At 61.0% G+C, this 13,747-nt stretch carries 12 protein-coding genes; 2 read left to right on the top strand and 10 right to left on the bottom strand.

What is annotated here, in order from left to right; all coding sequences use genetic code 11:
- Nucleotide 1 precedes the first annotated feature (1 nt).
- Genes IT444_00885 through IT444_00840 form a run of 10 tightly spaced genes read right to left on the bottom strand, consistent with a single transcriptional unit; the run spans nucleotide 2 to nucleotide 10,820 of the window.
- Nucleotides 2–1,009 carry a glycosyltransferase gene (locus IT444_00885; protein ID MCC7191309.1) on the bottom strand — a complete coding sequence of 336 codons (1,008 nt, stop codon included), beginning with the start codon at nucleotides 1,007–1,009 and terminating at the stop codon, nucleotides 2–4.
- 23 nt (nucleotides 1,010–1,032) lie between these two features.
- A complete protein-coding gene (locus IT444_00880; GenBank protein ID MCC7191308.1) occupies nucleotides 1,033–2,160 on the bottom strand; it encodes a glycosyltransferase family 4 protein in 1,128 nt (375 codons plus the stop codon).
- 17 nt (nucleotides 2,161–2,177) lie between these two features.
- The gene (locus tag IT444_00875) at nucleotides 2,178–3,200 is read right to left on the bottom strand and encodes a glycosyltransferase family 2 protein (protein MCC7191307.1); all 1,023 of its coding nucleotides are present in this window, start codon (nucleotides 3,198–3,200) and stop codon (nucleotides 2,178–2,180) included.
- Complete coding sequence (locus tag IT444_00870; GenBank protein MCC7191306.1) at nucleotides 3,197–4,483, bottom strand: polysaccharide pyruvyl transferase family protein; 1,287 nt, start codon at nucleotides 4,481–4,483, stop codon at nucleotides 3,197–3,199. Before IT444_00870 ends, IT444_00875 begins: the two co-directional genes overlap by 4 nt.
- On the bottom strand, nucleotides 4,480–5,439 hold the full coding sequence (locus IT444_00865) for a hypothetical protein (GenBank protein ID MCC7191305.1): 960 nt from the start codon (nucleotides 5,437–5,439) through the stop codon (nucleotides 4,480–4,482). Before IT444_00865 ends, IT444_00870 begins: the two co-directional genes overlap by 4 nt.
- Entirely contained in the window at nucleotides 5,436–6,386 is a 951-nt protein-coding gene (locus tag IT444_00860) for a hypothetical protein (protein MCC7191304.1), read from the bottom strand. Before IT444_00860 ends, IT444_00865 begins: the two co-directional genes overlap by 4 nt.
- A gap of 2 nt (nucleotides 6,387–6,388) precedes the next feature.
- Complete coding sequence (locus IT444_00855) at nucleotides 6,389–7,459, bottom strand: glycosyltransferase (GenBank protein ID MCC7191303.1); 1,071 nt, start codon at nucleotides 7,457–7,459, stop codon at nucleotides 6,389–6,391.
- Nucleotides 7,449–8,618, bottom strand: coding sequence for a polysaccharide pyruvyl transferase family protein (locus tag IT444_00850; protein ID MCC7191302.1), 1,170 nt, complete (start codon nucleotides 8,616–8,618; stop codon nucleotides 7,449–7,451). The genes IT444_00855 and IT444_00850 overlap by 11 nt, the downstream gene beginning before the upstream one ends.
- Before the next feature lie 16 nt (nucleotides 8,619–8,634).
- Nucleotides 8,635–9,894, bottom strand: a complete 1,260-nt coding sequence (locus IT444_00845) for an ABC transporter ATP-binding protein (protein ID MCC7191301.1) — start codon at nucleotides 9,892–9,894, stop codon at nucleotides 8,635–8,637.
- 41 nt (nucleotides 9,895–9,935) lie between these two features.
- Nucleotides 9,936–10,820, bottom strand: coding sequence for an ABC transporter permease (locus tag IT444_00840; GenBank protein ID MCC7191300.1), 885 nt, complete (start codon nucleotides 10,818–10,820; stop codon nucleotides 9,936–9,938).
- A 360-nt stretch (nucleotides 10,821–11,180) separates the two neighbouring features.
- On the opposite strand from IT444_00840, the gene IT444_00835 reads away from it, so the two are divergent.
- Both IT444_00835 and IT444_00830 read left to right on the top strand, forming a co-directional pair.
- The gene (locus IT444_00835; GenBank protein ID MCC7191299.1) at nucleotides 11,181–12,404 is read left to right on the top strand and encodes a glycosyltransferase family 4 protein; all 1,224 of its coding nucleotides are present in this window, start codon (nucleotides 11,181–11,183) and stop codon (nucleotides 12,402–12,404) included.
- Nucleotides 12,405–12,407: 3 nt separating this feature from the next.
- Nucleotides 12,408–13,736, top strand: coding sequence for an O-antigen ligase family protein (locus IT444_00830; protein ID MCC7191298.1), 1,329 nt, complete (start codon nucleotides 12,408–12,410; stop codon nucleotides 13,734–13,736).
- Nucleotides 13,737–13,747 lie beyond the last annotated feature (11 nt).

The following is a 13,747-nucleotide window of genomic DNA, read 5'->3' as shown; positions in this document are numbered from 1 at the left end:
CTCACGTCGTCACAGAGGCAGGACGCGGGGCACGGCCAAGCATCGCCTTCAATCGACAGGCCCAGTAGGTCTTCCACAACCGCCCATCGGTCGGCCGGTATTTGAGGCCCCGGTGAAACTCCGCCCACGCCTCTTTCGTCCGACCGCTCTGCCACAGCACCGCATAACCACGCTTCCAGAAATAATCATTCGCCAATCGCTCGCGGAGCGCGCGTCGCTCCTGGCTCGTCAAGGGCACCTCACGCCCCAGTTCTTCATACCCGCGCACGGCGGCGGCATAGACGCGCAACCGCTTATCGGCGGACATTCCCACCGCGGCGGATGACGCATTGTCGCCGTGCATGTGATAGATCAAATGAACATCGTCGAGATACCCCAGGCGAAACCCCGCCTTCATCGCCCGAATCGGAAAGAGTTCATCCTCGCCTTCGTTGCGATAGTGGTCCACGAAGCGTCGGCCCGCAAAGACGCGGTGCCGGATCACGGATGTCTGTAAAAGCACGTTCAGGTTGTGTCGCAGTTCGCAGGCGACTGCAGCGGGATCGTCGTAGATGTGCAGTTTTCCGAATTGTTTCGTGCGCAGCGAGAGCATCGGGTGCGGCTTGCCGCCTTCGTAAAAACCGCGCTCGACCACGACGCGCCCCGTATCGTGATCGATTTTTCGGGCGTCAGCGTACACCCAATCCAGATCAGGATGGTCGCGCAGGGCTGCAACGCCGTCCGCCAGATGGTGAGGCAGCCAGACATCATCGCTGTCGAAAAATGCGATGTATTCGCCGTGCGCATGATTCAGCCCAGCGTTGCGAGCGGCATAGGCTCCTGCATTTTCCTGATGGACGTAGCGCACACTCTGCGAGGGCTTGTCCGCGCGGAGGAGGCGTTCGAGCGTGGCTTTGGTGTCATCGGTTGATCCATCATCAACGACGATCAACTCCCATGCCTGAAACGACTGTGCGCGGATCGACGCCAAGGCGTCGGCCAGAAACGCCGCACGGTTGAAGCAGGGCATGATGATCGAACAGTGCCCGGGAGTCACGATTTACCCTTTACCGACTGGTAAATGTCCGCCAACTGACGCACAGCTCGCCGGGGGCTGAAATGTTCAGCTACCCGCCGGCGGCCACGTTCACCCATTTCCGCACGACGAGCCGGATCGCGCACCAGCGGCAGGGCCGCTTCGATCAGGCCGGACACATCGCCATTTTCCACGATCACTCCGCCGTCATCCACCACCTCGCCCACGGAGCCGCCGCGGTAAGCGACGACCGGACGGCGGCAGGCCATCGCCTCCAACACGCTCATGCCGAAGGTCTCGTATTCACTCGTGTGCATGCAGATGTCGATCGCGTGATCGAAAGGCTCGACAGGATCGAGCCGTCCGAGCCACTGAAACCGCTTGCCCATGCCCGTCGCTGCGATCCGCGCGATCACCTCATCGCGATGCTTTTCCCACTGAGGATAAACATGGCCGGCCAGCACGCCGCAAACGCGCGGATCACGCTTGGCTAGTTCCGCCACCGCCTCCACAAAATCAAACAACCGTTTGCGCGGCTGCGGAACCGTCGCGTAGCCGATCACGACGTCTTCGTCGGAAAAGCCCCACTGAGTTCGCAGGGTTGCGCGGCTCTGCGTCATGTTGCCGAACTTTTCCAGGTCCAGTCCCAGACTCACCACATGCTGCAAATCCTCGGGCAGCAGATCCCGCGTCGCGGGAAGTGAATCCTCTTTTTGCTGGGTGCTGGTCCAGAGCACCGCTGCGGGGCGTTTCGACCCCGTCATCCCCCATTCCACAAAGCCGCGCTCCAGCTTGAAGCGCACGTGGCAGACAATCGGCACGGGGTAGTGACGCTGCACCTGTGTGGCGAACGGGTGACAGTTGTGCTCGTTGCAATGAATCAGATCGACGTGATGCTTGCGGGCAAAGGCCGCGACACGCCACGCATGCCAGAGTCCGGGAATCGGATTGGCCTTGCTGATCCACGGCAGCGGTCCGCAGCGCACGGGCACATTGTTCTCACGACACCACGTGGCGAGGTCGTCATCGGCAACAGTGGCGACACAACCGTCGATCCCGCATGCACGACCAAGTGTCAGCCAGTCACGGAGAATCCGTGTCGTGCCGAAAAGCTTGCGATTAATGGTCAGGTACAGAACCCGCATGATGATCGCCGCGAAGGTTATGCCGAAGCCGCGCCCCGGAGTGAGCCTTGGAATACGAAGCGGAGACGGCAGGCCAGCCACGTCTTCCACATGCGCCAGTCGCTGCGCTGGTGGCGCAGACCGGAGCGGAAAGCGTCGAGTGCTTCCCGGCGGCGTCCGCTCATCCACAGAATGGCGTAACCGAGTCGCCAGAAATACTCACGCGCCAGCCGGGAGTGAGCCGCACGACGCTGGCGCGGCGTAAGCGCGGGGATTGCCAGTACGTACTCGGCAGCACGGATGTATTCCCGCTGCACCCGCAGCCGTCGCTCGACATCCTGCTGCGACGCCCCCGCAGAAGAAATTTGGTCGCCGTGAATCTGGTAGATCGCATGCACGGAATCAAAGTAGCCGATCTTGCCCCCAGCGGCGAGATATTGAACCGTCAACGCCCAGTCTTCACCCACGCGGAAGTCGGGGATGGGCGTTCGCGCGAGAACCTCTTTGCGAATCACCGAGGCTTGAAGCCCGCCCGTGTGATCGCGGTTGATGACACACTCGACCAGTTCGGGATCGTCCACGATGGAGAGCTTGCCGCTCCTGCGCGAGTGAAGCCGCATGTAAGGACGTAACTGGCCGTCGCGATAATACGAATGCTCCACGACTACCTTACCGCTGGGTATTTCTACACGCCGACCGGCACCAAAAACCCAGCTGACCTCTTGATTAGCATTCAGTGCTTCGACGCACTCGGCGAGATGATGTTCCACCCAGAGGTCGTCGCTGTCGAAAAAGGCGACGTATCGTCCTGACGCGCGGGCGATGCCGGTGTTACGCGCCGCCGCCGGACCGCCGTTGGGTCGTGAGACGTAGCGTATCGGCCGCGCTGACGCCGCGGCGCATTCTTCCACGACTCGGCGCGTGTCATCCGTGGAGCCGTCATCCACCACGATGAGTTCCCAGTCCTTAAATGTCTGCGCAGCGATGGAGGCACACGCACCGGGGATAAATGCGGCGCGGTTGTAAGTGGGTAACACGATGCTGACACACGGCTCGCTCATGTGCGGGCAATCCCTCCGACCGCACCGATTGGCGCAGCATCGGCGGTTTTGTCAGCAGCATCGCAGGGCAATCCTGCGAAGTTTTTCATCGACAACGCCAGCACCGCGGGCAGGCGGTCCCGCACGCGCTGCGCCAGCTCGCTGCTGGCCTGAATGCGCCGACGGAAAAGCTCTGTCATGCCGTCAACCGTTCCAGGTAAGTGATCCTTATAAACCAACCCATCTGTCAGCCCGAAGTGTTCAAACTGTCCTTCAAACTTTCCCTGATACGGGAATCCCGTCACCGGCCGGCCCATACCGAGCGTCGCAATTCCCAAATGCAGCCGACAGGTGAATACGTGGGCGCACTGGCCGGCAATGCACTTGAGCTGTTGTGCGCTGGGCATCGGCGATACGAGTGTCGCTATTCCCGGATGTCGCTGGTTCATTCTCGCGTGAAATGCACCGAGGTACTCGATGCCGCCTTGCTCATCATGAGGGATGCAGATGAATCGGCAGCCGCCTTCCCGCGCGAGGTGGGCGCAGGCATCCATGACACGATCAAGCAAGGCGTCGGTTTCCGGTCCCCGGCCCATGACGACCTCGGTGAAGTTCAACCCAACCACCGGCCCGGGCGCGGTCTGGATGAATTGCCGCAACGCCGGATCGAGATCCTCAACCCGTGCTGGCCGCATGAGCAGTGCCAGATCGCCGACCAGTTCAGCGGACTTGATACCCGCATCATGCAGCCGTTGGAATGACAGCGCATCCCGGACGAACAGCCGAGTGCCGTCGTTCTGAGCTTGTTGGAAGCGACTGCGCAGCGCGTCGGACGGCGCACCGTTGACGCTGAAGCCGATGATCCGTGTGGGGCAACTGCAACGCGCTGCAAGGTGCATCGCGTAGAACGAGCCTTCGCTGCGCGCCACGCTGTAATGCTCGTCGAGAACATCGGCCCCGATGAGGATCACCTCACCCTTGCTGCGCAGGAAGCGCACCCAGGCGAGTTGTTCCCGGAAGCATTCCAGCGAGGTGAACACCGGGTAATACCCCGCATGGATGCGGATTCGCTCATCTTCCCGGATGGCGAGGATCGGATGGTACGCGGTCTGCACGAGATGGATTTTTTTCCATGGCCCCCGGCGCAGAGTGTCCACGACAGCCGCGAGCAGCGCCTGATCGCCGCGATTTCCTTCGGGTACCGGGGCACAGCAGACGACAATCTCGGTTGCCGGCGCGCTATGGGTTCGTCGCGCCGAGGCGATGCGGTTGTTGAGTACGAATTGTCGAATCGCTCGTTTCATGGGGTGTTGCCGAGTGTTGTCCTGTGTCGCCGTCCGATCAACTTTTTTCCCGCTGCAAGCATCGCTGCACCGTAACGCCCAGCGGCGAGCTGGCCGGAAATCCAGCCTTCATCCGCCCACGGGTAGCCGGTTTGCTGCATTCGTCGCAGCGCGTCGGTGTCGAGCTTTCCTGTTTGTTTCATGCGATGGGCGATCTGACCCAGGGCGGTGTCGGAGTCCGGCCCGACTGCGACGCTGAAAATGTGGACGATCGCCGCCCCGCGCAACGTCGAGCGTTTCATCATGATCTGGGCGTTGTATCTGGCGGGGAGCGTTGCGATCTTCACCTCAAGGTCCGCCAGCGCGCTGTTGAGGGAGAACTGGTCGGCGATCTGACCGGCCTGCCACGCGATGCGCCAGCGCCGCTGCCATTCCGCACCCAGCCGGTGTGCTCCGGGAGTGTCACGGAAAAGGACGACCCCGCTGTTGTAGTAGCGCGGCGGGAAGCGCCAGCCGACTTCCTTATAAAGCGCGATCTCTGCTTTCATCGGCTGATATTTCTGCGGCGGGTCGTGGCGATCTAGCACCGCTGCGAAATCGCAGTCGAGCCGAAAGATCGAATCAAACGGTCGGATGGCCAGCGCATCGGCATCCATAAAAAGAAAATCGCCCGGTACCACTTGCCGCATCATCGACTTGATGCACCAGGCGCGTTCGCGCGGTTTAGGCAGGCCGGTGGGGACGACCTCCACGTGATCGCAATAGTTGAGTACCTCCGCACGCCGCTGTTCAAGCGATGGGCGGGTCTGCTCATCCACCAGCAGCCAGATGGGCAGCGAAGGATGGATAGACCGGATCATCCACGCGCAGATCGCGGCCATTTCCGCGTAGTAATCCTTTTCCTGACTGGAAAGGATCAAGACCACCTTGGGGTTGGCGGCACGCGATGCGTCGGGAGCGGAGGCGGCGGGGTTCAAGCGGTCTGCCTCCTCCGGCCGGGGATCAGCCGTTGTGCAAGAACACCGTAATTTCCCGCAGCGGCACGCAGGAGCAGCGAATCGGTGAGCCAGGGATAACCTGAGCGGCAGAATCGCTCAATCATTTCCGTGTCGAGCTTGCGGGTCTTCTGCAAAGTCTCAACCAGCCGCGCCAGCACGGTGCCGGGTTCGGGACTTTTTCCGGTCGTGAAGAAGTGAAAAATCTTCGCGCGGTGGGCGTACCAGGGTGAGGTACGGACCATGGCGTTGTACCGCGTCGGCAGCACGCGGATGGGAGTCGTCAGGTCGTGGATCGCGCTATTGAAGGAAAACTGATCCTGATGGATGCCGAGCTTGTCGAACTGTTGACGCCAGCGGTTATGCCACTCCTGCCCCAGGCGTCGCGCTTCGGGCGTGTCGCGCATGAACATGACGCCGGTGTTGAAGTAATAGCGCGGCGGATAATTCCACGCCATCGAGTCATAAACCGGCTTGACGGGTGCGGGGATGGGCGGGCTTTCCGTCCAGTGGCGCCAGAGTAATTTCAACTGGTACCACTGTCCGGCGGGGACCACCAGACAATCGCGCACCGCTGCGAAGTCTTCTTTCACCAGAGCCATCTGATGAAACGGCTGGACAGGCAGCGCGTCAGCATCAAGAAAAATAAAATCGCCCTGAACCACCTGACGCATCGACGTTTTTACAAAGCGGCTGCGCGATGCGACCGTTGTCATCCCGGTCTCGACACGGACCACTTCATCGACGACATCCAGCACCGGAGAGTGATGCTGCTCAAGTGCGGGTGCAGTCACTTCGTCGCACAACAGCCGGATGCGGGCATCGGCATAGAGCCGCCGCGACATCGACGCCGAAATGTAAAGCATGTCGGCGTAAACATCGTCACCCGACCCAGCCAGGACGTAACAGATTTGGAGCGGACGCCCCATGTTCAGGTCGATCCTCCTGAGCTTTTCGCTGCACCATTCCAGCTTTGAACCACCTGCGCCACGGGCTGGACAACGCTTTTCCAGGGAAAGCGGTCCGCCTCACCGCGTGCGGCGGCAATACGTTCGGCGGAATTGATCGCGAGCAGCTCCCGCACCGCATCGGTCATCGCTTCGGGTGCCGGCTTGGTGGTTTTGATGGCTCCCCGTGTCAACTGATCGCGCTCGAAATCACAGAAAAGAGGCAATGCGGTTGCGATGACGGGACGACTGAGCGACCACGCGGAAAGAAGCGCGCCGCTGCTGGTCACTTCGTTGTAGGGCAGCAGCACGATATCGCATGCTTGCACAGCCTCGGCATATTCATCGTTGGTCAAACGTGACAGGCGGCAGCGGATATTGGCGTGTTTTCCGGCGGCGGATTCAATCTGTCTGCCGTAGTCGGCGTTGTATGGTTTTCCGCTGATGAACAACTGGCATTCGTCACCCCACGTCGCCGCAGCCTGAATCGCCAACTCATGACCGCGATAGGGTCTGACCGAGCCGATCACGCCGCAGACCGGTCGATCCTCGCGCAGTCCTGCGGCGCGGCGTGTCTGGGCGACGGACTGCCGGGGGTGGTAAAAGTCGTCGTAGTTGCCGTGTGGCATCACAACGATGCGGCCGGCCGGGTTGTACTTTCGCTGGATGTAATCGCCCGACCACCGGCTGTGCACAATGATCAGATCGGCTGCCCTGGCAACGACGCGATAAGCCAGCGCGTCAACGCGCATGCCTTTGTCGTGGCGGGCATGGTTGTGGACAGTCCAGATCAGGCGTTTATTGAGTCGCTTGAGACAACGCAGATACGTGTACAGTCCGAGGGTCGCGCGGGCACGCTGCATCGTCGAGCCTTCGCCGATGATCGACTCGATCCAGTGGAAGTGAACACCGTCGAGGGAGCTGGCACGGGCGATCAGGTAGCTGTTTTCAAGGCGCTCCGTCGGCTCCATAACGATGCCGTGTTGCCGCATCGCAGCAGCGAAGTCTTCCTGGTAGCGGTTCTCTGTGGATCGCGGAAAGTATTCAAATCTCATGGCCGGTCCGCTTTCTCCGATTGTCGATCCATCTGGCGGCCCGCGCGGTGACGGCGTGCGGGTAGGCCAGCAACGCTCCGACTCGATCGCGGAGCATCACGGAGCGCGCTGAGTTTTGATAATGCCCCTCGACTCCAGCCCGGATCGGTTCCATAGCCAGTCGAAAGTGGCTGCGATAGCGATGCAGCGCACGGTCCGTTGCGTTTTGCAGATCAGTCCGGACGGCTGCCCGTTCGCTCGCCAGTGCGTCCACCTTCTCGACCAGATGCGCTGTCTCCGCCTCTGCGGCCGCGACCACGTAGCGATCGTCCGTCACCTCGCCCGCCAGATCTGCGCACTTGGAGCGATAGGCGACGTTGACGGTCGGCACGCCCACCGCGTAAAGAAGGCCGGAGGCGTGACACTTCACCGTCAGCCCCAGATCAGCCTCCGCCAGTATCTGTGCGAGGGTAAACGGATCGCGTTCCGTAACGATGCGCGGCGGAGTCGTCAGCAGAGATGCGGCTTCACGAATCGGTTCGTCGTCGCGACGACCCATCGAAAAAAAAGCGATCTCAAACCGAGATTCAAGTTGACGGCACGCCTGGGCAACGGCGGCGCAAAGACTTTGGCCGGGTCGGATCATCAGCGGGTGACGACCTTCGCCCAGATTCACCATGAGCAGGGGACGGCGGCGGTTGGGTGACGGCCGCGGCGCGGTCCACCGGATGCCAAAAACAGTGTCGCCGCTGATGATGCTCTCCGGCGCGCCCAGCATCTGTGCGCTCATCTTTCCCCGCAGGCAGAGGTAATCAAACCAGTCGCGAACGCGGTACTTGCGGCTTGGCGCTACCGGCCAGCGTTCCCACGTCGGCGGCGGAACGACACCCAGCCCCAGACCCACGAGCGGACCGCGAAGGCTGGCGAGACGAAACTCCCGCATCCACTCGGTGCGGTAATCTCCCGGCGAGATCAGCGTGCCCAAGCCGACAACGGATGCCTCGCATTCCGGCCAGCGTTCCCGTTGCGTCACCAGTTCGCACTGCGCGCTGAGGTCGGGTGCTTCTTCCGCAAAACAGCGACGAAAGACCTCCGGCCCCAGCTCGTCGCCGATGTTGTCGTGTCCCAGCCACCCGATGTAGGCGATCCGGTAGGGTTTGTTGTGGCGATGGGTAACCATGCGGCGATTCACGGCCTCACGAGCTTGAGGGAACCACGATTGACCAGCGATGCGGCATACAGACGGCGGTGCTTTTCAGGCGTTTGGGAATCGGACGCCCATTGACCTGACCCGGTGATATGTCGAAAAACGTCGCGGCATTCAGGTGGTCTTCGAGGCCTTCGGTGCTGTAAAGCGCCAAATCGATCCGGTAGCGGCCGGGGGCGATCAAAAGCTCAGGCAATTCGCAGACAAAACGCGGCTGAGGCCCGGAGATGGTCGTATCCGCTGACCCGTGCATCTCGCTGCGCAGCTCGCTGAGCGGCTGGCCCATGTGATCCAGAATCTTGACGACGCAGCGCAGGTTGGGCAGCCATCCGTTGAGATCGAGTGTGATCCGCGCCGGTCGTCCGGTGGCTGCAGCGGTCGTGCCCGCTTCGTCAAAGCTGGCGACCTCCACCCGGCTCACCCGGACGCGCCCTGTTCCGCCCCGTTCCTGTCGGGTTTCGAGCTGCTCCGTCGCTTTTTCTTCAAACTGCGCCAGGTACTCGCGCACGGCACGCTCAGAGGTGTCGTCAATCACCATCCGCCCCTGATCGATCACGATGCCGCGATTGCAGAGCGTCTGCACCGCGCCCATGTTGTGCGATACGAACAGCACGGTGCGACCAGTTTGCGCGACCTGTCCCATTTTTCCCAGGCACTTGGTCTGAAAGGACACGTCGCCCACAGCCAGCACTTCATCGACAATCAGAATTTCCGGTTCCAGGTGGGCCGCCACCGCGAAAGCGAGGCGGACATACATGCCGGAGGAGTAACGCTTGACGGGCATGTCGAGAAATTTTTCCACTTCGGAAAAATCCACGATCTCGTCAAACTTCTTTTTGATCTCTGCACGGCTCATGCCAAGGATGGTGCCGTTGAGATAGATGTTTTCGCGACCGGTCAGCTCCGGGTGGAAGCCCGTGCCGACCTCAAGCAGGCTGCCGACGCGGCCGTAGATTTCCGCCCGGCCATCGGTGGGGTCGGTGATCCGCGAAAGGATTTTGAGCAGCGTGCTTTTGCCGGCACCGTTGCGCCCGATGATGCCCACGACATCGCCGCGATTAACCTCGAAGCTCACATCGCGCACCGCCCAGAACTCGGAGCTTTGCGGCGTGCCGTTTCGATTTCCCGTAAGCCATCGTGCCGCGGCACCGACCTTGTCGTAGATCAATTCGCGCAGGTGGCCTGGCGCGCCCTGCCCGATGCGGTAGCGCTTGGAGAGGCCGGTTGCCCGTATCGCCAGATCACTCATGGAATATCAATCCTCCAGACCGCACGCAGCCTGCGCCACGCTCAGATTAAATCGGCGAAGCGACGCTCCACCCGGCTGAAATACATAAGACCCAACACCACCAGCACCGAGGCGACCCCTGTCGATATCGCCCACGAACTCCAGGGAACCGGCGTGCCCAGAATCACCGCTCGGAATCCCTCGACCGGTCCGGCCATCGGATTGAGCTTCAGCAGCCACCGATACCGCTCCGGAAACATCTTGATCGGATAGATCACCGGCGTCAGATAGAACCACACCTGGATCAGGAACGGCACGACAAACTTGAAGTCTCGATAGCTCACTGACAATGCCGCGAGAATCAACCCCACGCTCAGCGAAGCGAGGATCGTGGAGATGACCAGCAGGGGCAACAGCAGGAGAGTGATGGAAAACGTCGTGCCGTAATAGACCATCATGCCCGCCAGCACGACCATCGACAGCGCGTAATCCGCCATCGGAGCGCCCTGTGACGAGAGAGGGAGGATGAGCCGAGGGATGTAAACCTTTCGGAGCATGTTGGCGTTGGACACGAGGCTGTTGCTGCCGGCATTGACCGCGCTGGCGAAGAACTGCCAGGAAATAAGACCGGAGAAAAGAAAGATCGGGTAAGGGACATCGATGCCGATGGTTTCCTTCACGCGGTCGGACATGCCGCCGAAGCGACCGAAAACCAGGTTCAGCACGACCATCTGCGTCAATGGCTGAATGATTGCCCAGAGGACGCCCAGGGCGGCCTGCTTGTAACGGATCGTCACATCGCGGAGGCACATGAGGGCGAGCAGGTCACGGTTGGTCCAGATTTCACCCAGACGAATCGCCTGCCACCCTTTATGAGGGTAGATGAGAATGGTTGGCTTGCGCGGCGTGGCCGTCGCAGGCATGGAGCGGTCAGTCAATGCCGACATCGTCAAAACACCTTTTCTATCGGACCCGCCGTTTCCCGGCGCGCCCTCGGACTCAGCCGGGGACCACAGAGATAGCCGGCGTGGAGTACCGCACGCCAAAAGGATCGGCAGGACCGTCCGGACACTTGATGCCGCGGAGTCTCGGATGCGGCCAAAAGATTTGCCGCATGCGGAACGCAATTCCAGCAGCCGTCGCCGGATGCGGTTCGACCGATGCGTGATGTCCCCTGATCCAGACCGCAATAAGTATAGCCGCCGATCGTGTAATTCGATCTTGGGTAATCCCCTCAGGTAGGCCGATAGTATTGCCGATGGCACCGGTCGCAGAGGCTGGTCTGTGCCGCTGGCCAACCTCCAAACATGCCCATAGCCGACGCCCAACATCTGCTGCTTTGTCAGCGATTCCTGCCTGAGCACGGCGGATCGATCCACTGGATGCACGAGGTCTATCGCCGCTGGCCGACGACGGTCCGGGTCGTCACGCACGACTACTACGCGCATCCGCCGCGCACGCCTGAGTTTCCCGATGCGCCTCAGCGTCCCGCTGCGGGCGACCACGTCACCGATGCCAACCTGCGCATGGATCGCCGCGATATTTTTATTAACGACTGGGGCCTGGAAAGTCCGCGTCGCGCGTTGCGCTACTGGAGGATGATGCGCGCTGTGCATCAACAGTTGCGATCACTCAAGCGGGGACAACGGCTGGTCGTCCACGCCATCCACGCTGTACCGGAGGTCGCTTGCCTTGTTCCGCTCAAATGGCGTTATGGCCAGCGTCTTCGCATTGTCTGTTACGCACACGGCGAAGAACTCAACGCCTGCGAGTCGAGCCGACAGTTGCGTTTTCTGCTGGGAAAATCGTGCGGCATCGTCGATAGGATGATCGCCAACAGCCGGTACACCGCCCGGATCGTCAACCGCTACGTGGCTGACGAACGGGTGCGTGTCATCAATCCGGGAGTGGACCTGAGCGTGTTCGCCAGCGCGGAAGATGCCGGATTGCGCTGGCGTCGTGACGAAAAATATGAAGACCGGATCGTGGTTGCGACCGTCGGACGGCTCGATCCGCGTAAAAATCAGGCGGCGGTCATCAATGCCGTCGCCGATCTTGCGCCGCGTTTTCCGCAGTTGGTTTATGTTGTCGCCGGTGCGGGACGGACGAGCGACCAGCTCAAGGCTCTGGCTCGTTCGCGGGGGGTTGAGGATAAAATTGTGTTTCCCGGAGCGGTCAGCTCCGCGCTGAAGCTGGCGATTTTTGGCGGATGCGACATTTTTGCCATGCCCGCGGTACGCGACGGGCCGGATGTGGAAGGCTTCGGCATGGTCTTTCTGGAAGCTGCCGCCTGCGGTAAGCCGACGATCGCCGGTCGGGAGGGCGGCCAGCCTGACGCGGTCGCCGACGGACAAACCGGGTTGATCGTCGAGGGCGATAACCCAGCGGCGGTCACGGCGGCGTTGGAACGACTGGTGGCCGATTCGGCTCTGCGCCGCCGAATGGGTCAGGCGGGAAGAATTCACGCACAACAGTTTGATTGGCCGGCAGTGGTGCAGCGGACGGTCAAACTGGTCGAAGAAATACTCTAAGACATGTGGGGTTACATCTTCACCCATCTGCTGGCGGCGGCCGGCGTCCTGAAAGGTTGGCTCGACCCGGTTTTCGGGTTGATGGTGTACTACGCCTTCGCCAGCCTCAGGCCGACCGCGCTTTGGTTCTGGGCGTTTGACCAGCGAAACGCAACACGATTCAGCTTCTATGTCGGTATTTCCACGCTCATCGGCTGGTTTATGCTGGGGCTGGGCAAATGGGACGGCCTGCGCAAGGCCGCCTTACCGATGGCCGGCCTGATCCTCTACCTCCTCTCCGGGGCGGTGGCGGCATCATTCTGCGAACGCGGCTCAGCCTATGCGTGGGAAGCACTGATCATCCAGACCAAGATCGGGATCATGGCTCTGGTTACCCTCACGGTCGTCCGCGAGCCTAAGCACGTCAAGACTCTCGCCTGGGTTATTCTCCTGAGCGTCGGCTATCTGGCGTACAACTTCAACAACTACTACGTCTTCAGCAATTGGAACATCATCGTCAGCCGCGGCTTTGGCGGCATCGACAACAACGGCGTGGCGATGACCATGGTCGCCAGCGCGCCGCTGGCGTTCTTCCTGGGTATCCACTCCCGTAAATGGTGGATCAAGGGGCTGTGTTTCTTCGCCCTCGCATGCATGATCCATGTCATCCTGTTCAGCTTCTCTCGCGGCGGGATGCTCGGCCTGTGCATCGTCGGTGCGTCCCTCTTTACCGTCGCGCTGGCGACCCTGCCCAAAAAAGGCGTCACCATCGCCATCGGTATCGTCATGGTGGCTATCACCCTCCGCCTGGCGGGTGTCGAAGTTCGGGAACGATTCTTCAGCACCTTTGTTAACGCGGAAGTCCGCGATAAATCGGCGGCGAGCCGGTTCGATACCTGGCGCGCCGCGTACAACTGCATGAAAGATCACCCCATCGGCGTCGGACCACGCGCCTTTGGTCGCTATGCGACCGAATACGGCTTGGGCGAAGGCAAGTCCGTGCACAACCTGTTCCTCCAGACCGGTGCTGACTACGGCGTCGCGGGAATGATCGGACTGGCGATCTTCTACTTCAGCTCAGCGTGGCAGGCGATCAAGCTCTCGATCCATCCGACCGCCCGACGACTCGGTTGGCCTCGCTACTACGGCTCTATGGTCAGCATCTCGCTGATCGGGTTTCTGACGTGTAGTCAATTCATCGGGCTTGAATCAGTGGAAATCGCGTTCATGGTTTCGCTGCTGGGACTTACCACTGCCGCCTTCGTGGATCGTGAAGCGGTCAGTGCCCGCAAACGCAGGGAAGTCCTGCCCGAGCTTGCGGAAGTCGATCTGGCTTACGCCAGGACGACTTGATCCATCGAGAA

Source organism: Phycisphaeraceae bacterium, assembly GCA_020851465.1.
In the GTDB taxonomy this organism is placed as follows: Bacteria; Planctomycetota; Phycisphaerae; order Phycisphaerales; family Phycisphaeraceae; genus JADZCR01.
The sequence above is the reverse complement of the archived record's forward strand: the minus strand, read 5'-3'. Positions and strand labels throughout refer to the sequence as shown.

Bases quoted from the DNA above. Each gene is read 5' to 3' on its own strand.
- IT444_00885 (MCC7191309.1), bottom strand. From the start codon at position 1,009: ATGCCCTGCTTCAACCGTGCGGCGTTTCTGGCCGACGCCTTGGCGTCG.
- IT444_00880 (MCC7191308.1), bottom strand. From the start codon at position 2,160: ATGCGGGTTCTGTACCTGACCATTAATCGCAAGCTTTTCGGCACGACA.
- IT444_00875 (MCC7191307.1), bottom strand. From the start codon at position 3,200: ATGAGCGAGCCGTGTGTCAGCATCGTGTTACCCACTTACAACCGCGCC.
- IT444_00870 (MCC7191306.1), bottom strand. From the start codon at position 4,483: ATGAAACGAGCGATTCGACAATTCGTACTCAACAACCGCATCGCCTCG.
- IT444_00860 (MCC7191304.1), bottom strand. From the start codon at position 6,386: ATGGGGCGTCCGCTCCAAATCTGTTACGTCCTGGCTGGGTCGGGTGAC.
- IT444_00855 (MCC7191303.1), bottom strand. From the start codon at position 7,459: ATGAGATTTGAATACTTTCCGCGATCCACAGAGAACCGCTACCAGGAA.
- IT444_00850 (MCC7191302.1), bottom strand. From the start codon at position 8,618: ATGGTTACCCATCGCCACAACAAACCCTACCGGATCGCCTACATCGGG.
- IT444_00845 (MCC7191301.1), bottom strand. From the start codon at position 9,894: ATGAGTGATCTGGCGATACGGGCAACCGGCCTCTCCAAGCGCTACCGC.
- IT444_00840 (MCC7191300.1), bottom strand. From the start codon at position 10,820: ATGTCGGCATTGACTGACCGCTCCATGCCTGCGACGGCCACGCCGCGC.
- IT444_00835 (MCC7191299.1), top strand. From the start codon at position 11,181: ATGCCCATAGCCGACGCCCAACATCTGCTGCTTTGTCAGCGATTCCTG.
- IT444_00830 (MCC7191298.1), top strand. From the start codon at position 12,408: ATGTGGGGTTACATCTTCACCCATCTGCTGGCGGCGGCCGGCGTCCTG.